The sequence below is a fragment of the Streptomyces sp. NBC_01352 genome (genome assembly GCF_036237295.1).
Taxonomy (GTDB): Bacteria; Actinomycetota; Actinomycetes; order Streptomycetales; family Streptomycetaceae; genus Streptomyces; species Streptomyces plumbiresistens.
In genome coordinates this window covers 2,754,675-2,771,733 of record NZ_CP108354.1, presented here as the reverse complement: position 1 = coordinate 2,771,733, position 17,059 = coordinate 2,754,675, and the positions used below count along the sequence as shown (strand labels likewise).

At 70.1% G+C, this 17,059-nt stretch carries 17 protein-coding genes and 2 pseudogenes; 14 read left to right on the top strand and 5 right to left on the bottom strand.

Annotated features, from left to right (window positions below; genetic code table 11):
- The first annotated feature begins 139 nt into the window (after positions 1 to 139).
- Together OG252_RS12965 and OG252_RS12960 are read left to right on the top strand one after the other, a co-directional pair.
- Positions 140 to 490, top strand: a complete 351-nt coding sequence (locus OG252_RS12965; protein ID WP_329336039.1) for a hypothetical protein — start codon at positions 140 to 142, stop codon at positions 488 to 490.
- An 870-nt stretch (positions 491 to 1,360) separates the two neighbouring features.
- A complete protein-coding gene (locus tag OG252_RS12960) occupies positions 1,361 to 2,176 on the top strand; it encodes a phage antirepressor KilAC domain-containing protein (protein ID WP_329336037.1) in 816 nt (271 codons plus the stop codon).
- A 69-nt stretch (positions 2,177 to 2,245) separates the two neighbouring features.
- Here the strand turns inward: OG252_RS12960 and OG252_RS12955 are convergent, their stop codons facing one another.
- Positions 2,246 to 2,377, bottom strand: coding sequence for a hypothetical protein (locus tag OG252_RS12955; RefSeq protein ID WP_329336035.1), 132 nt, complete (start codon positions 2,375 to 2,377; stop codon positions 2,246 to 2,248).
- A 223-nt stretch (positions 2,378 to 2,600) separates the two neighbouring features.
- Between OG252_RS12955 and OG252_RS12950 the strand changes: the two genes are divergently transcribed.
- From OG252_RS12950 to OG252_RS12935, 4 genes are all read left to right on the top strand, one after another.
- Positions 2,601 to 3,821: a helix-turn-helix domain-containing protein gene (locus OG252_RS12950; protein WP_329336033.1), complete on the top strand. Its 1,221-nt coding sequence runs from the start codon at positions 2,601 to 2,603 to the stop codon at positions 3,819 to 3,821.
- A 94-nt stretch (positions 3,822 to 3,915) separates the two neighbouring features.
- Positions 3,916 to 4,266 carry a hypothetical protein gene (locus OG252_RS12945; RefSeq protein WP_329336031.1) on the top strand — a complete coding sequence of 117 codons (351 nt, stop codon included), beginning with the start codon at positions 3,916 to 3,918 and terminating at the stop codon, positions 4,264 to 4,266.
- Positions 4,263 to 4,445 carry a hypothetical protein gene (locus OG252_RS12940; protein ID WP_329336029.1) on the top strand — a complete coding sequence of 61 codons (183 nt, stop codon included), beginning with the start codon at positions 4,263 to 4,265 and terminating at the stop codon, positions 4,443 to 4,445. The genes OG252_RS12945 and OG252_RS12940 overlap by 4 nt, the downstream gene beginning before the upstream one ends.
- Complete coding sequence (locus tag OG252_RS12935; protein WP_329336027.1) at positions 4,442 to 4,615, top strand: hypothetical protein; 174 nt, start codon at positions 4,442 to 4,444, stop codon at positions 4,613 to 4,615. Before OG252_RS12940 ends, OG252_RS12935 begins: the two co-directional genes overlap by 4 nt.
- Before the next feature lie 70 nt (positions 4,616 to 4,685).
- Here the strand turns inward: OG252_RS12935 and OG252_RS12930 are convergent, their stop codons facing one another.
- Entirely contained in the window at positions 4,686 to 4,922 is a 237-nt protein-coding gene (locus OG252_RS12930) for a helix-turn-helix domain-containing protein (RefSeq protein ID WP_329336026.1), read from the bottom strand.
- A 651-nt stretch (positions 4,923 to 5,573) separates the two neighbouring features.
- On the opposite strand from OG252_RS12930, the pseudogene OG252_RS12925 reads away from it, so the two are divergent.
- From OG252_RS12925 to OG252_RS12915, 3 genes and pseudogenes are all read left to right on the top strand, one after another.
- Positions 5,574 to 5,798, top strand: a pseudogene (locus OG252_RS12925) (sugar ABC transporter permease); the annotation flags it as partial.
- A complete protein-coding gene (locus OG252_RS12920) occupies positions 5,795 to 6,628 on the top strand; it encodes a carbohydrate ABC transporter permease (RefSeq protein WP_329336024.1) in 834 nt (277 codons plus the stop codon). The pseudogene OG252_RS12925 and the gene OG252_RS12920, both read left to right, overlap by 4 nt.
- Entirely contained in the window at positions 6,628 to 7,902 is a 1,275-nt protein-coding gene (locus tag OG252_RS12915; RefSeq protein ID WP_329336022.1) for an ABC transporter substrate-binding protein, read from the top strand. Before OG252_RS12920 ends, OG252_RS12915 begins: the two co-directional genes overlap by 1 nt.
- Positions 7,903 to 7,912: 10 nt before the next feature.
- Here the strand turns inward: OG252_RS12915 and OG252_RS12910 are convergent, their stop codons facing one another.
- On the bottom strand, positions 7,913 to 8,797 hold the full coding sequence (locus tag OG252_RS12910) for a DUF3152 domain-containing protein (RefSeq protein ID WP_329336020.1): 885 nt from the start codon (positions 8,795 to 8,797) through the stop codon (positions 7,913 to 7,915).
- Positions 8,798 to 8,936: 139 nt separating this feature from the next.
- On the opposite strand from OG252_RS12910, the gene OG252_RS12905 reads away from it, so the two are divergent.
- The 4 genes and pseudogenes from OG252_RS12905 to mgt all read left to right on the top strand — a co-directional run bounded on the left by OG252_RS12905 (position 8,937) and on the right by mgt (position 12,950).
- Positions 8,937 to 9,629, top strand: coding sequence for a response regulator transcription factor (locus OG252_RS12905; protein ID WP_266449415.1), 693 nt, complete (start codon positions 8,937 to 8,939; stop codon positions 9,627 to 9,629).
- 50 nt (positions 9,630 to 9,679) lie between these two features.
- Positions 9,680 to 11,116, top strand: coding sequence for a sensor histidine kinase (locus OG252_RS12900; protein ID WP_329336018.1), 1,437 nt, complete (start codon positions 9,680 to 9,682; stop codon positions 11,114 to 11,116).
- Positions 11,113 to 11,682 (top strand): hypothetical protein, encoded by a 570-nt coding sequence (locus OG252_RS12895; protein WP_329336017.1) that lies wholly within the window; start codon positions 11,113 to 11,115, stop codon positions 11,680 to 11,682. Before OG252_RS12900 ends, OG252_RS12895 begins: the two co-directional genes overlap by 4 nt.
- A gap of 25 nt (positions 11,683 to 11,707) precedes the next feature.
- Positions 11,708 to 12,950, top strand: a pseudogene (gene mgt / locus OG252_RS12890) (macrolide-inactivating glycosyltransferase).
- Positions 12,951 to 13,064: 114 nt separating this feature from the next.
- Here the strand turns inward: mgt and OG252_RS12885 are convergent.
- Positions 13,065 to 15,314: an MMPL family transporter gene (locus tag OG252_RS12885; RefSeq protein ID WP_266449420.1), complete on the bottom strand. Its 2,250-nt coding sequence runs from the start codon at positions 15,312 to 15,314 to the stop codon at positions 13,065 to 13,067.
- A gap of 248 nt (positions 15,315 to 15,562) precedes the next feature.
- Here OG252_RS12885 and OG252_RS12880 point away from each other — a divergent pair, with 248 nt between their 5' ends.
- Positions 15,563 to 16,120 carry a DUF1697 domain-containing protein gene (locus OG252_RS12880; RefSeq protein WP_329336015.1) on the top strand — a complete coding sequence of 186 codons (558 nt, stop codon included), beginning with the start codon at positions 15,563 to 15,565 and terminating at the stop codon, positions 16,118 to 16,120.
- Here OG252_RS12880 and OG252_RS12875 read toward each other — a convergent pair.
- Positions 16,083 to 16,964, bottom strand: coding sequence for a transglutaminase-like domain-containing protein (locus tag OG252_RS12875; protein WP_266449426.1), 882 nt, complete (start codon positions 16,962 to 16,964; stop codon positions 16,083 to 16,085). The two genes, OG252_RS12880 and OG252_RS12875, sit on opposite strands and share 38 nt — an antisense overlap.
- Positions 16,965 to 17,059: the final 95 nt, after the last annotated feature.

The following is a 17,059-nucleotide window of genomic DNA, read 5'->3' as shown; positions in this document are numbered from 1 at the left end:
GGCTCGCATTCACTGGACCAGTCGACTGAAATTCATTATGCACTGGGGTGCGAGTGACAGAAGCGCCCGGAACGCAACCGTTGCAACGCCTGCCAGACTGCCGTTCGATATGACCCAAGAGTGCGACCGGCGGTGACGCGTGGCTGAGAACCTGTCCGTTGGCGAACTCGGCCGCAACGTCGACGCCCTCCGCGACGAGATCCGCTCGATGGGCCAGGGCATCAACTCCCGCCTCGACAAGGTCGTCTCCACCGAGGTGTACGCCCTCCAGTCGGCGTACACCGACCAGCGGATCAACGCCCTGTCGCAGGAAGTGCAGAAGGTCCGCGACGAGCGTGACGCTCTGGAGGACGCGTTCGAGGCGGAGAAGCTGGCGGAGCGGGACCGGCGCGAGCAGGAGCGGCAGGCCCGCCTCTACCAGATGATCGTGCCCGTCTTCATGGGGCTGTTGTCGGCGGCGATCGCGGTGTGGGCGGTGGTCGCGAAATGAGCAGGACGCATCGCAGACGACGTCGTGAGGTGCGGCTGCCGCGCGCGGAGTGGCTCGGCGCGGTCACTGGGATCCTCGCGCTGGGGCTGATGGCTGCGCTTGCTGTGCTGGTGGTGGACGGGGCGCAGGATCGGCGGGCGGATCATGCGGTCATCGACGCGCTGGTCCAGCAGGTGGAGGGTCTTGGCGGGACTCCGGTGGCCGGGCCGACGGGGGCGCGTGGCGAGCCGGGCGTGGGCGAGACCGGGCCCGCTGGCGAGCGTGGCGAGAAGGGGGACGCTGGCGAATCGGGGAAGCCCGCACCGTCGCCGTCTCCGGGTGCATCCGGGGCTTCGGGTGCTCCCGGTCGGCCCGGCGCAGACTCGACGGTCCCTGGTCCCAGTGGTCCACCGGGTGCGGATTCGACGGTGCCGGGCCCGTCCGGGGCACCGGGGGTGGCGGGCCGGGACGGGACCGACGGAGCGAACGGGACTGACGGTGCGGACGGGAAGCCGCCGGCGGGGTGGACGTGGACTGACCGGTTCGGTGACACCTATTCGTGTGAGCCGGTGGACGACTTCGATCCGGCTGCTCCGCGCTACACGTGCCCACCGTCGGACCCGGAGCCGGAGCCGGGGAGTGGTCCGCAGGCTGCGGCGTTGGATCCGCGGCGAACCCTGTACGTGTGAGGTGGCTTCGGCCCCGTCGGTTGCCCAACACGGGCGGCCGGCGGGGCATTTGTCATGCCCGATGACTAACTGTTATGCCCCCTGGGTTGTCACTCACAGGGAGTAGCCTTGTGTCGTCCGGGTGACGATCATTCGGGCGACGGACATGAGTATGCCCTCGCGCGGATGAGGCCGCCGAGGGCGTGGATCCAAGGAGTAAGCCTTGAATCACGACAACCGTAGCGCGCCGGTACCTTCGGGCGACAGTGGGGGTTCCAGCCCCTTCGACCGGCTCATGCTTCTGGACCACAACGGCCAGGAGCGTTGGTCCGCCCGAGACCTCCACGCTCCGATGGGGTACGAGAAGTGGGAGCGTTTCGAGGTCGCCATCCAGCGAGCGATGGCAGCAGCGCAGAACAGCGGCATGGACCCGCTTGATCACTTTCGAGGAGCCTCGAAAGTGATTCAGGGCGGCCGATGGGGTAAGCAGAACGTCGCTGACTACCGGCTCACCCGATACGCCTGCTACCTGATCGCAATGAACGGCGACTCCCGTAAGCCGGAGATCGCCGCCGCGCAGACGTACTTCGCGGTGAAGACCCGCGAAGCCGAACTCGCTGGGAAGCCCGACGTCTCCAACCCTGAGGGCGTCGTCGTCCTCGCCGAGCAGTACCTCGCTGCCGCTCGTGAGCTCGTCACCACCAGGAAGGAACTCGCCGTCGCCAAGCCGAAGGCGAGCAAGTGGGACGCCCTCTGTAACTCCGACGGGCTGATCGAGATGGGCGCCGCGGCAAAGGCCCTCCACGACGTCACAGGCCTCGGCCGCACCAAGTTCATGGACCTGCTCCGCTCCGAGGAAATGCACTTCCTCCAGATCCAGAACCCCCGGATCCCCTACGAAGAGCACCTGCAGAAAGGTCGGGCGAAGGTAAAGCTCGTGCCCGCCGGCTACAAGACGGTCGAGCAGACCTTCCTCACGCCGAAGGGCATGGACTGGCTCGCCAACCGCTTGGGAGTCGGGGCGCTTCCCTCGATCTGATCGCCGGCATCCTCGTGGCCCCCGTCGCCTTCGTGGCGGCGGGGGCCGTTTCGCTATGTCCCAAGGGCCTCAGGCCGCTTCGACGACCTCGGCCCGTACCGCGGCCGCCCACTCTTCGTACAGCCTTTCCAGCCGGGCCCGCTCCTCGTCCGTCAACCGCACACGCACATCCCGCCACAGGGCGCGAATGTCCTCGTTCACGACGGCAGCAGACCGCACAGGCCCGGAGGCCGAAGGGGAGGGGGACATACCTCTAAGCGTAGTGATTCGGCACGTCGGATACTCATGCCGGTCCCGGCAATCTCAAGCCCGCCCGCACAGAGAGAAGGCCCCCACGGACCTTAATCCGTAAGGGCCTTACCCACGCACACCACCGGCCGATCGGCGTACCGTTCCAGATGTCGAGTCAGGAACGGAGACCAGTATGCCCCACCCCACCGACACAGCCGAGAGCAACGGCCAGCGCCTCGCCCGGCTCCGCGCCCGCCACCGCTGGACACAAGCCCGCCTCGCCACCGAAAGCGGCTACTCCCTCGAAGCCGTCAAAAAGTTTGAGCAAGGCCGCCGCTCACTGGACCGGCCGGCCGTCATCCTCGCCTTCGCGCAAGCCCTCGACTGCCACCCCACCGAAATCACCGGAGCCCCCTACGTGCCCGTCCAAGCCGACCGCGACGGACAGCAAGCCGTCGCCTCGGTGGCCGCCGTACGCCGCGCGTTGATGCGGCACGGCAGGCCAGCCCGACCCACCGAAGCCGAAGCCGCCACCGTCGACCTGCCAGAACTACAGGCCCGCGTCGATGAGGCCAACGCCTACCGGCAGGCCGCCGCCCTCGCCAAGTCCGGCACCCTGCTGCCCGCGCTGCTGCGCGACCTCCAAGTCGCGGCCGAACTCACCGACGGCGACGACCGGCGCCACGTGTTCAGCCTGCTCGCTTCCGCGTACGAGTGCGCCATGCAGTACCTGTACAAGCTCGGCCACACCTCCGACGCCACCCTCGCCACCGAACGCGTCCTGTGGGCCTCACAGGAAACCGGCGACCCGCTGCGCATCCTGGCCGCCAGCTGGTACGACGCAGGCGAGTTCCTCACCATCGGCGAGCACGACGAGGCCGGCGCCATCATCGACGACGCGCTCACCGAGCTCGGCGCCATCGCGTCTCCGGGCCCGGAGGCGGTGTCGCTGCGTGGCGCGTTCCACCTGAAAGCGTCGTTGAACCTGGCCCGGGCGACCGACACGAAGGGCGCGGTCCGCCACCTCGGCCACGCACAGCAGGCCGCCGACCAGTTGGGCGAGGACCGCAACGACTGGCAGATGCAGTTCGGCCCCACCAACACCGCCCTGTGGTCGGTGAGTCTTCCTGTGGAGATGGGCCGCGGGAAGGCTGCCGTGGCCAGCGCTGAGAAGGTCAGGCTCCCGGCCGGGTACTCCCGCGAGCGGCACTCCCACTTCCACATCGACCGCGGCCGCGCCTACTTCTACAACGGGCAGCGGGATGAGGCGGTGGCGGCGTTCCTGGATGCGGAGCGGCTGGCCCCGCAGGCGACGCGCGCGCATGCGGCGGTGCGGGAGACGGTCGGCACGATGATCCGTACTCGGAAGCGGGGGGAGCTGGTCGAGTTGGGGATCCGCCTCGGCGTGGTCTGAACCGCAGAAGGGGTACAGTCTGTACCCCTTTCGTGACCCCCTGGCTTCTAGCGTCGGTTGAGCAGCACAAACCGACAGGCCAGGGGGTCCACGCATGTCAGGCAGCAGAGTCGATGGGTCGAGCAATCTCAAGGTCTTAGCGCTGCTTCCGCTGCCCGACCTCAACACGCGCACCGACGACCAGACCCGCGGCGCAACCTGCGTCTACGACGGGGTCCCCCTCGCCCCGACGGCGGCCGTGAACCTCGGCGAGCGGATGAGCCCCCTCAACGGCTCCACCAGCCTCATGCGTTGGTTCCCCCGAGCATGCCCCGGCTGCGTCCAGAAAGCCGCTACAGCCGCAGTCCGTGAGCATGCCGGGAACTGCGAGCAGTGCGTCGATGACGCGTCCCGGTGTGACACCCGGATACGGCTGGAGCAGCTCGCCCGGGAGGGACGCCGATGACCACCATTTCGACGCTGCCCCCGGCGAAGGCCGCGTTCGTCGACCTGTCCGAGCACTGCGTCAGATGCCGCGACTGCCGGCCGAACCCGAAGCCGGGGGACACGAAGCCGGAGTGCCAGGAGGCGGCGAAGCTGTACCGGGCATGGTTCGACCTCTGGCGCGAGGAGGTCCGCTCGTGAAGTTCTGCCAGCGCTGCGACCAGCCCCGCAACGACGAGGACGTCGACACGATCGACAACCTCGGCCCGACAGGCGCGGGCTCCGTCGTCCACATCTGCAAGACCCGGTGTACGCCGGTGCCCACCCAGACCTCTCCTGTGTCCCGGCCGGAGCCGATACGGGAGGGATGACGGCCGCCCACCCCCGAGGGCGGCCAGGGGGGTCCGTCGCCGGTGATCTGAGACCGGCCGGCGGCGGACCTCAGCGCACGAGATCCGCGAGGGGCACGTCGAGGGCGTCGGCGATACGAATCAAGTTGTCGACGATCGGGGACTGATGGCCCTGCTCGATCCGATTGATGGTCTGCCGGTCCATCTCGGCTAACTCGGCGAGGCGTTCCTGGGTCAGGTTCGCGTGCAGACGAGCAGCGCGGATGCGGTCGCCGATGACCCGGCGGCGGGCAATGACCCAGTCGGGCGGCGGTACGGCGGACGGCACCCGTTAACGCTGGCGGGTTAATGATCTTGTGTCTGTATCGGTGACCGTACATTTTACGATCTAGGAGGGGTACCCGAGCTGTGAGTGAGCGTACGATCACACGCCAGAACTCAACAGTGAGTCACCGATCCACACCCTGGCGTAACGATTGTGCGCTTATATGTCAAGCCCACGCAGTCCAACTTTCAGGGCGGCCGCGCTGCCCGAATGCCACCCCCCTCACATGCCCGGCGCAGGTCCGCCTACGCCGGAACGGTCGTCCGTCCGCCGCGAGCACCCCCTTGCCGGCGGACGGGCGGTCCGTGTTCGTTTATGACTGGCCATGGTCCAAACTCACTCGATCGTGTGATGCATTTGCCCGTGTCAAGCGCATGATCTGATCGTTAGATGTAGTGGCCAGAGCGGGGGAAACGATTCGCCTCCCCGGGTGAACAGCCCCCGCTCTGGTTCCTCACGGCACGGCCCCCACGGAATGGTCCGCGGGGGCCTTCGCTGTGCCTATGGAGCGGACTGGGAAACAACCGGGGAACGAACCTGTCCAACCCTGGGGTAACCCATGACCAACCAAGAGTGCACCCCCAAGGGAAGGTACAGGTCAGAGCCACAACACACTCGCGCACGCTGCAGCAACGGAACCCTTAAAAGATTACTCTCAACTTCATCTGGAACTTCAACTCCTTCGCCCTGGTGTACGTCCTGACCAGCGGCGGCCCCGGCGGCCGCACCCGCCTGCCCATGCTCTTCGCCTACGAAGAGGCCTTCCGCTACGGCCAGTTCGGCTACGCGGCGGCGATGGGCTGCGTGATGGTCGCCGTGGTCTCGGTGCTGCTCGCCCTGTTCCTGGTGGGCCGGCTCAGGGGAGGTGACGACACATGAGGACCAGCACCGGCGGCCGTGTCGGCCAGTACGCGGCGCTGCTCGCGTATCTCGTCTTCCTCGCCTTCCCCTTCCTCTGGCTCGTCTCCACCGCCTTCAAGTCGCCGCGGGAGCTGGGCAGTCTGCACCCTTCCTGGATCCCGGAGGACCCCACCCTCGACAACTTCCGGCAGGCCTTCGACGAACAGCCGTTGCTGCGCGCCGCGGGCAACTCCCTGCTCGCCGCGCTCGGCGCCGCCCTGGTCGCCGTACTGATCGCGACCCCGCTGGCCTATGTCATGGCCCGCCGCCGCACCGGGCTGGCGAAGGCCGCGACGGGCTGGGTGGTGGTCAGCCAGGCCTTCCCGCTCGTGCTGGTGATCATCCCGTTGTTCCTGGTGCTGAAGAACCTGCGGATGATCAACTCCCTGGCGGGGCTGGTCCTGGTGTATGTCGTGTGGGCGCTGCCGTTCGCGCTGTGGATGCTCGTCGGATATGTCCGTGCCGTGCCCGCCGAGCTGGAGGAGGCGGCGGCGGTCGACGGGGCCGGGCGGGTGCGGACGCTGGTGTCGGTGACCGCGCCGCTGCTCGCGCCGGGGATCGTGGCGACGGGGCTGTTCGCGTTCGTCACCGCGTGGAACGAGTTCTTCTTCGCGCTGGTGCTGCTGAAGACGCCCGAGAAACAGACCCTGCCGGTCGTCCTCACCCACTTCATCGGCGCGGAGGGCGTCGCCGACCTCGGCCCGCTGTCCGCCGCCGCCTTCCTCGCCACCCTTCCCTCACTCGTCGTCTTCGCGATCATCCAACGGCGGATCACGGGCGGCATGCTCGCCGGGGCGGTGAAGAGCTGATGCGTACCCGATGGATCGTCGTCCTGCTGCTGCTTCTCGCCGGTTGCACCAGCGGCGGCGGTACCTCCGCGGACGGACCCGTCACCCTCCGGTTCCAGTCCCTGGCCTGGCAGGAGGAGTCGATCGAGGCCAACCAGGAACTGGTGAAGGAGTGGAACGCGACCCATCCCGACGTCAAGGTCGAGTACGTCCAAGGCAGTTGGGACAGTGTCCACGACCAGCTCCTCACCTCCTTCGAGGGCGGCGAGGCACCCGACATCATCCACGACGCCTCCGACGACCTCGCGGACTTCGCGTACGGCGGCTACCTCGCCGATCTGACCGACCTGCTGCCCGAGCGTCTCAAGTCGGACATCCCACAGCACAGTTGGGACACGACGACCTTCGGCGACGGCGTCTACGGCGTGCCGTTCCTCCAGGAGCCGCGCGTGCTCATCGCCAACGCGAAGTGGCTGAGGGAGTCCGGCGTCCGGATTCCGACGCCCGAACAGCCCTGGAGCTGGGCTGAGTTCCGGCGGATCACCGAGCAGCTCAGCGGCGACGGCACGTACGGCGTGGCCTGGCCGCTCAAGGAGCCCGTGTCCGCGACCCTCAACCTGTCCCTGTCGGCGGGCGGGCAGCTCTTCCACCGGGGTTCGGACGGCAAGGTGACGATCCGGTTCGAGCCGGCGGACCACACCGTGCCGCGCACCATCCACGACCAGGCGAACACCGACCGCAGCGCCTCGCCCACCACCCTGGGCAGCGGCGGCTCGGACACCCTGCCCGGCTTCTTCGGCGGCAAGTACGCGATGGTCCCGCTCGGGTTCTCCTACCGCCAGCAGATCGTCCAGCAGGCACCGAAGGGCTTCGAGTGGCAGGTGCTGCCCGCCCCGGCCGGTGCCGACGGACTCACCCAGGGCGTCAGCCCGCAGACCCTGTCCGTCGCCGAGGACAGCCCGCACAAGAAGGAGGCGGTCGCGTTCCTCGACTTCCTGCTCCGGCCGCCGAACATGGTCCGGCTGGCCCTGGGCGACTGGATGCTGCCCACCGGCACGCAGGCCCTGAAGGACCCCGCCCTGCACACCGCGAAGGACGGCTGGGCCACCGGTACGGCTCTTGCCGCGCACCTGCGACCGGCGCCCGCGCAGTCCGTCCGGGGCTACCCGGAGTGGAAGGACAAGGTCGCCACGCCCGCCTTCCAGGAGTACTACAGCGGCGCGATCGGGCTCGGCGAACTGCGCGAACGCCTGGAGGAGGACGGGAACCTGGTGCTGGCCCGGTACCAGCGCTGAGCCTCCCCGCTCAGGGAACGGCGGGGCCGGTGACGTACCGCCCCTCGTCGTCGTACGGCCAGACGTTGGGCACGCAGCCGTGCATGCCCTTGATCTGCTGCATCATCGCGGGAGCAGGTTTGCCCGGGCCGGGGCAGGTGACATGACCGTGCCCGAGGAAATGGCCGACCTCGTGGTTGATGATCAGCGCCCGGTAGGACGTCACGTCCTTGGCGTAGACGGGCGTTGCCAGTTCCCACCGCTTGAGGTTGACCATCACGTTCTTGTCCACGCTGCAGTTGACCTCGCCGCCCGTGTCCAGCCCGTACTGACCGCAGATCTTGTCCACGGTCCCGGGTGTCGCGACGCGTACGACGAAGTCGGTGCTGCCGCCCGACACCCGCTGGAACGCCGAGCGGCCGTCCGCCGTCCAGCCGCGCCGGTCGGCCAGGATGCCCTCCACCTGTTCGGCGACCGCCGCTGCGGACAGTTTCAGGCCGTCCTCGACCTCGACCCGGTAGCGCAGGACCGTCCCCTTCCCCACCTTGGCGCTCCCGCCGGGAGCGGTCGTGAAGGTGCCCGGTCCCGTGGCCGGGACGACCGGCTCGGAAGGGCCGGCGGAGGGACTCGACGGCCTGACGGACGGGCTCACGGACGGGCTCGCGGAAGGACTGGGCGGGGCGGGGCTGGACGTCGTGCGCCCGGTGGGCTCGTCCCACGCGGCGGAGTCGCCCCCGGCCCCGGCCCCTCCCCGGTCCGCGGACGTCCATCCCACGGCCGCGAATCCGGTGGCTCCGAGGAGGGTCAGCGCGGCCAGTCCTCCCCACAGTGGTCCCTTCCGCCCGCCCGCGGAGGCGTGCGCGCGGCCGCTCCTGCGGCGGCGGGTGCGGGACGGGGCTGCTCGGTGCACGGTCATGGTCGTTCAGGCTGTAACCGCGATGTGATGGGATCTGGCCCGGACGGTAACGAAACCATAACGGGCTCGCGTTGGGGCCTCATGTGATCATCCGGTAACAGAGTCCCGGGCGTGTGGAGGACCTGCGGATACTGGGTGCATGCCACGTGTTCTGCTGATCGAAGACGACCGTGCCGTGCGGGAGGGCGTCGCGCTCGCCCTGCGCCGCCAGGGCCACGACGTCGCCGCCGCCGAGACGGGCGAGGAGGGGCTGGAGCGGCTGCGGTCCTTCCGGCCGGACGTCGTGGTGCTGGATCTGATGCTGCCCGGCATGCCCGGCCTGGACGTGTGCCGGGGGATGCGGGCCCTGGACCAGACGCTGCCGATCATCATGGCGACCGCGCGGGGCGACGACGAGGACATCGTCGTAGGCCTCGAAGCCGGAGCCGACGACTACGTGGTCAAGCCCGTGCAGGCACGGGTGTTGGCGGCGCGCATCCGTGCCGTCCTGCGCCGGGCGGCCGGGGCGCCCGCAGACGGTGGCATACCGAAGATCGACACGTACGGGGACCTGGCCGTCGACCGGGCCGGCCTCTCGGTCACCTGGCAGGGTGCGCCGGTCTCGCTCGCCCCGTCGGAACTGCGGCTGCTGCTCACCCTGTCCGCCTCGCCCGGCCAGGTGTTCAGCCGGCAGCAACTCCTGGAGGCGGTCTGGGAACACAGTTACCACGGCGACGCGCGCCTGGTGGACGCCTGCGTCAAACGGCTGCGCGCCAAGATGGGAGAACCCTCGCGCGAGCCCCGTTACATCCAGACCGTGCGCGGCTTCGGCTACCGGTTCGCGTCCCGGTGAGGCGGCTGCCGGGAACCCGGGTCAGAGCGCCCCAACTGCGCGGTCTGCGGATGCGGTTGGTGGTGGCGTTCGCGCTGGTCGCCGCGCTCACCGCCGGGACCACGGGTGCCCTGACCTTCCGGGAGGCCCGCACGGGAGTGCTCCAGCAGAGCCAGGACACCGTGATCAAGCTGCTGCGGACCCACGTCGACCGGCTCGCCCCCGAACTCGGTGTCCCGCCGGGGGAGTTCGAACTGCGGCGGTTCGCCACCTCCCTGGCCGGCGCCGAACCCGCCGGAACCTGGCGGGTGCTGGTCGCCTACGGCGGGCTGAGCGCCACCTCCGCTCCCGACGATCCGTTCGAGGAGCTGACGCCGGCCCTGCGCGCGGCCGTCGACTCCAGCACGGCCACCGTCTTCCAGCGGGTGGACAGCGGCGACCACACCTCCCTCGTCGTCGGTATGTCGGTCACCTTCACCGCCGGCACCGCCGCGACCGGTCCCGCGTCCGGCGTCCAGGTGTTCCTGACCGTGCCGCAGACCACGGAACAGGCGTACGTCGACGCCCTGGTCACCGCCGTCGAGCGGGCCACCGTGCCCGCCCTCGGCCTCGCCGTGCTGCTCGCGCTGCTCGCCGCCCGCGGGGTGCTGCGGCCGGTGCGCGCACTGCGCCGCGCGACCCGCAGCATCGCCGAGGGGCGGCTGGACACCCGGCTCGACGTCAACGGCTCCGACGAACTCGCCGACCTGTCGCACACGTTCAACGAGACGGCCGCCGCACTGGAGGAGTCGGTGGCCGAACTGCGCGGCATGGAGGCCAGGGCCCGCCGGTTCGCCGCGGACGTCTCGCACGAACTGCGCACCCCGCTGGCCGCCATGTCCGCGGTCACCGACGTCCTCGACGAGGATGCCGCCCACCTCGACCCCGACACCGCCACCGCGGTCCGGCTGATCAGCGAGGAGACCGTGAAACTGGCCCGGCTGGTGGACGACCTGATGGAGATCTCCCGCTTCGACGCGGGGGCGGCGGTGCTGCACCTGGACGAGATCGACCTCGCCGAGTCGCTGCGGCGCACGCTCGCCGCCCGCGCCTGGACGGACCTGGTGGACGTCCGTCTGCCCCCGCCCGACGCGCTGCGCGGACGGGTCGACCCGCGCCGCCTCGACGTCGTGGTCGCGAACCTGGTCGGCAACGCCCTGCGGCACGGTGCCCGTCCCGTCCACCTGCGCCTGTACGAGGGCGAGGGCCGGATCGCCGTCGTCGAGGTGCTGGACAGCGGGCCCGGCATCCCCGACAGCGTGCTGCCCCACGTCTTCGAGCGCTTCTACAAGTCGGACGCCGCCCGCACCCGGACCGAGGGCAGCGGCCTCGGCCTCGCCATCACGGCGGAGAACGTCCGGATGCACGGCGGCACCGTCCGGGCGGCGAACCGTCCGGAGGGCGGCGCCGTCTTCACCGTGGAACTCCCGCTGCGCCGGGACGAGCCGAACCGAGGGAGCGGACAGTGAGGACCCTGCGCCGAGCCGTACTGCTGGCCGTTCCCGCGCTGTGCGCGCTCGCCTCCTGCGGCATCCCCACGACCGGCGTGGTGCAGGCGGGCGGGCCCGCCAGCGGGGTCGTGCCGACGATCCGGGTCTATTTCGTGGCGGACGACGCCCTGGTCGCGGTCCCCCGCAGGACCGTCGCGCCGGTCGACGTCGAGTCGGCGGTGGAGGTACTGCTCGAGGGCCCGACCGAGGCGGAACGCGTCAAGCGCATGACGACGCTGCTGTCGCTGCCGGGGCTCCTGCCGACGGCCGTCCCGGCCGCCCCGGCCACGGACGGCGCCGTGCCGGTGCCGCAGGAGGTTCGTACGGCCGACCTCGTGAAGGTGACGGTGACGGACGAACGCGTGTCGATCGAACTGACCGCCGCGATGGGAGATGTGGTCGGCCTCGCGGCCGACCAGCTGATCTGCACGGCCCTCGGGGCCCAGCGCGTCGCCGACCCAGGGGCCGAACCGCTGCCGGTGACCGTCACGGGCCCGCGCGGCCGACGGATCGAGGGGACCGGCACGAGCTGTTCCGACGGATGACCGCAGCGCCCTCCCGGAAAACACGTTGCACGAGACGTCTCGTCTTACGTACGGTCGGTGACATGACCAGTCGCCCCGCTCACATCGCCATGTTCTCCATCGCCGCCCACGGCCACGTCAACCCCAGCCTGGAGGTGATCCGCGAGCTCGTCGCACGCGGGCACCGGGTGACCTACGCCATCCCGCCCGTGTTCGCCGACAAGGTCGCCGGGACCGGTGCCGAGGTGAAGCCCTGGAACACGACCCTGCCCGGGCCCGACGACGACCCGGAAGCCTGGGGCACCACCCTCCTGGACAACGTGGAACCCTTCCTGGCCGACGCGATCCAGGCGCTGCCGCAGCTCGTCGAGGCGTACGAGGGCGACGAGCCGGACCTCGTGCTGCACGACATCGCCTCCTATCCGGCCCGCGTCCTCGCCCACCGCTGGGGCGTCCCCGCGGTCTCCCTGTCGCCGAACCTCGTCGCCTGGGAGGGCTACAAGGAGGAGGTGGCCGAGCCGATGTGGGCGGAGCCCAGGAAGACCGAGCGCGGACAGGCCTACTACGCCCGCTTCCACGCCTGGCTGGAGGAGAACGGGATCACCCAGCACCCGGACGACTTCGCGGGCCACCCCGCCCGCTCCCTCGTCCTGATCCCGAAGGCGCTGCAGCCGAACGCCGACCGGGTCGACGAGGGCGTGTACACCTTCGTGGGGGCCTGCCAGGGCGACCGCGGCGCGGAGGGCGACTGGCAGCGGCCGGCCGGCGCCGAGAAGGTGGTCCTGGTGTCGCTGGGGTCCGCCTTCACCAAACAGCCGGGCTTCTACCGGGAGTGCGTCAAGGCGTTCGGCGAGCTGCCGGGCTGGCACCTGGTGCTCCAGATCGGCAGGCGCGTGGACCCGGCCGAGCTGGGGGACGTCCCCACGAACGTCGAAGTCCGTTCGTGGGTCCCGCAGTTGGCGATCCTCAAGCAGGCCGACCTGTTCGTCACGCACGCCGGTGCGGGCGGCAGCCAGGAGGGCCTGGCCACGGCCACCCCGATGATCGCCGTACCGCAGGCCGTGGACCAGTTCGGCAACGCCGACATGCTCCAGGGCCTCGGCGTGGCCCGCCGTCTCGACATCGAGGAGGCGACGGCCGAGGCGCTGCGGGAGACCGCCCTCGCCCTCGTCGACGACCCCGAGGCCGCCCGCCGGCTGAAGGACATCCAGGCGCAGATGGCGGGGGAGGGCGGCACGCACCGGGCGGCCGACCTCATCGAGGCCGAACTGCCGGTGCGGCAGGCATAGAACAAGCGGAAAACACACAGCGAGCAGAGAACAGCGGGCACAGCAGAGGGCCCGTTGGCACCCCGGTAGCCAACGGGCCCTCAGTCATGGGTGGTTCACCTTCCTTTGAAGCCCTCAGACCCCCAGCCGCTCACCCTCGTCGTCCCGGGCCACGGGCCGCGCCACCGGCTCGGGCGACTCGTCGTGGGTGAGGTCGGGCAGCCGGTGCAGCCACTTCGGCAGGTACCAGTTGCGCTCGCCGAGCAGCGCCATCACCGCCGGGAGCAGCACGCCCCGGATGATCGTCGCGTCGATCAGCACCGCGGCCGCGAGGCCGACGCCCATCTGCTTCATGGACTGCATGGACAGCGTCCCGAAGATCGCGAACACGGCGACCATGATGACCGCGGCGCTGGTGACGACCCCGGCCGTGGTGACCACGCCGTGCTGGATCGCGTCCTTCGTCGTACGGCCGCGCAGCCGCGCCTCGCGGATCCGCGAGACCACGAACACGTGGTAGTCCATCGACAGGCCGAACAGGATCACGAAGAGGAACAGCGGCAGCCAGGTGATGATGGCGCCGACGCCCTCCGCGCCCACCAGGGACGCGCCCCAGCCGTGCTGGAAGACGCCGACGAGGATGCCGTACGCCGCGCCGACCGACAGCAGGTTCAGCACGATCGAGGTGATCGCGATGGTCAGCGAGCGGAACGACAGCAGCATCAGCGCGAAGGCGAAGACCACGACGAAGGCGAAGACCGGGACGACGGCTCCGGCCAGCTGGTCGTTGAAGTCCTTCGACCCGGCGACCTGCCCGGTGATCGGCGCCTCGACGCCCTCGACCTTGCCGAGGGTGGCCGGACGCACCTCGTCGCGCAGCTTGTCCAGGCTCTCGCCCGCCTTGTCGAGGTCGGAGCCGCCCACCAGCGGGACGTACACGAAGGCCATGTTCTGCTGGTCGTGCAGCTTGATCTCGACCGGGCCGCGCGAGGCGCCCGACGCGACCGCCTCCGCCTTGAAGGCGGCGAGCGCGTCCCGCACCGCGGGAGCGTTGATGTCATCGGCCTTGACGACGACCTCGGCCGGCTCGGAGCCGCCCGGGAAGGCGTCGTTGACCCGGTTGTAGGTCTGCACGATGGGCAGCGAGTCGCCGAACTCCTGGTCCAGTGTGAGGTTCTGGGTCTTCATGCCGAGCGCGGGCGCCGCGATCGCCAGCAGGGCGCCGGCCGCCACGACGACGGAGATGACGGGCCTGGCGAGCACACCCTTGAGGACGGCCGTCCAGAACCGGCTGTCACCGTTGCCGCCCTTGCGACGGCGGCGCAGGAACGGAATGCGGCCCTTCTCGACCCGCTCGCCCAGCAGCGACAGCAGCGCGGGCAGCACGGTCACGGAACCGATCATGGCCACGGCCACCACCATCAGCGAGGCCAGGCCCATCGCCTCGAACTCGGCGAGCCCGGTGAACAGCATGCCCGCCATCGCCACGCACACCGTGACACCCGAGACGACGATCGCGCGGCCGCTGGTCGCGGCGGCGATCCGCAGGGCCGTCTGGGCGTCGTGTCCGGCCTCGCGCTCCTCGCGCTCGCGGCGCAGATAGAACAGGCAGTAGTCGACACCGACGGCCAGACCGACCAGCAGCATCACGGAGTTGGCGGTCTCGCTCATCGGCATCACATGGCTGACGACGCCCATCAGGCCCATCGTCGCCATGATCGCGGTGACCGCCAGCGCCACCGGCAGCAGCGCGGCCACCAGCGCGCCGAAGGCGATCAGCAGAATGCCGAGCGCCACCGGCACCGCGGAGTACTCGGCCTTCTTGAAGTCGTCCCCGAACGCGTCGTCGAACGTCTTCATCATGCTGGCGCCGCCGATCTCCTCGATCCGCAGCGACCCGTGCTCCTTCTGCACCCCCTCGACGGCCTTCAGCACCGGCTCGACCCGCTCGCCCGCGGTCTCCGCGTCGCCGCGTATGTCGAACTGCACCAGCGCGCTGCGGCCGTCCTTCGAGATCGTGTCCGTGTCGTACGGCGACGTCACGTCCGTGACCTCGCCGGTCCCCTCGACCGCCCGGACGACCGCGGTGACGGCGGCCCTGAACTCGGCGTCCGTGGCCTTGACGCCGCCGTCCTTCGACTGGATCAGTACGGTCTCGCCGGCCGGTTCGTCGATGCCGGCGTCCTCGATGATCTTCGCGGCGGTGTGCGTCTCCCCCTTCAGCTGGTCGCTGTCCTTGACGTCGACCCGGCCCGCCGCCGAGCCGAGCCCCATCGCCAGGACCACGAACAGCACCCAGATGCCGACGGCAGCCCATCGGTGTCGGGCGCTCCAGCCGCCGGCCCGGGCGGCCAGTCCCCGTACCCGTGTATCTCCGTTCGCCATGGTGGGCTTGCCCCCTCGTGAGCGGTGACAGCCCCCTGCCGCCACCTTTCATTTCGAAGGTATGGGCCGGATAAAGCCATCTCGTCGTGCTGCCCGGTGAGGTGCGGCGGGCAGGAATCATCCCTCTGGGCCCCGCGCCCTCCCCACTGGGTAGGACAGTGGCCCCTTACATCTACCGGGATGTCCGGTCCGTCGGCGCAGCGCCTCGTCGCACAGGAGGGGCCCGACGGCCGCCTTATGGTGTGCGGATGACGACGACGTATGCGGCGCTGCTGCGGGGGATCAACGTGGGCGGCGCCAAGAAGGTCCCGATGGCCGACCTGCGCACGCTGATGGAGGGCCTCGGCCACGACGGCGTACGCACGTACCTCCAGAGCGGCCAGGCCGTCTTCGCGAGCGGCCACGGCGACGAGGAGTCCCTCGCCGCGGAGCTGACCGGCGCGATCGAGAAGCGGTTCGGCTTCGCCGTCGACGTGATCGTGCGGGACCACGCCTATCTGAAGGCGATCGCCGACGCCTGTCCCTTCCCGGCCGCCGAACTGGAGGCCAAGCAGCTCCACGTCACCTACTTCTCCGCGCCCGTGGACGCCGAGCGCTTCGCGGAGATCGACCGAGCCGCCTACCTGCCCGAGGAGTTCAGGCTCGGCGACCGCGCCCTGTACCTCTACGCCCCGAACGGCCTCGGCCGCTCCAAGCTCGCGGAGCACCTGTCCAAGCCGCGGCTGAACAAGGGCGTGATCGCCACCAGCCGCAACTGGAACACCGTCGTCAAGCTCGTGGAGATGACGGCATCCTCGGGAGGCTGACCTTCCGGAGTTCGCGGTAGCCGCTGCGTGCGGTGTACGACATGACCTCGTCCGGCACCGCGAGCCGCGGGTCCTCGTACACCCGCCGGAAGTCGTCGTCGGTACGGGCCGCGGCGACCGCGTCCACAAGAGCGAGGTCCTCCTCCGTGAGGCCGGCGTCGTCCCGGACCACCCGGCCCCAGACGTCCCAGGGCAGCAGCTCCACCCCGTTCACCGCGGCGAGGTCCAGGAGCACGTTGGTGCGGATGTACCACAGGCCGTCGAGGTCGCCGTGGAACCAGACCCCGAACGTCCCCGGATCGGCCCCGCCCTCCCGGCACGCCCGCCACGCGTCCCCGGCCACCAGGAACCGGTCCCTCGGCACGTCCAGCGGGTCGAAGGAGAGCTCGTAGGCGGGGTGCAGGACCTGCGCGTCGACCAGCCGCCACCTCCCGTCCGGCAGCCGGTACTCGGTGACCCAGTGGTCGTCGTGGTAACCCTCCACGAAGTACGCGGCGAAGCCGCAGCGGATCCGGGCCGGCGTGCCGGTGGCCCGCAGCAGCGCGCACAGCAGCAGCGAGAAGTCCCGGCACGTGCCGGCGAACCGCTCGTCGTACGGCCGCTTCGCGGTGAGCGGCCCGTCCCCGCGCTCGCGCAGGACCCGCAGGATCTCGCGGACGTACCGTGACTCGGGGTCGTCGAGCTGACGGTCCTCGGGGACGGGATGCCCCAGGCGTTCGCCTTCTCCCCGATGGATGATCAGATCCCTTACGAGACGGGCGAGTTCGGCCGGATCGCGGGGCAGGCCGTCGAGATCCAGCTCGCCGGGGTCGCTGTACGGCGTCTGCTTCAGGTAGAGGTCCATGCCCGGGACCCTCAGGCTTGCCCCAGGGGCAAGGTCAACCAGGCCGCCCGCTGTCGCGTTTGTTCAAGAGACCTCGCCGCGCGCTCCCTACCGTG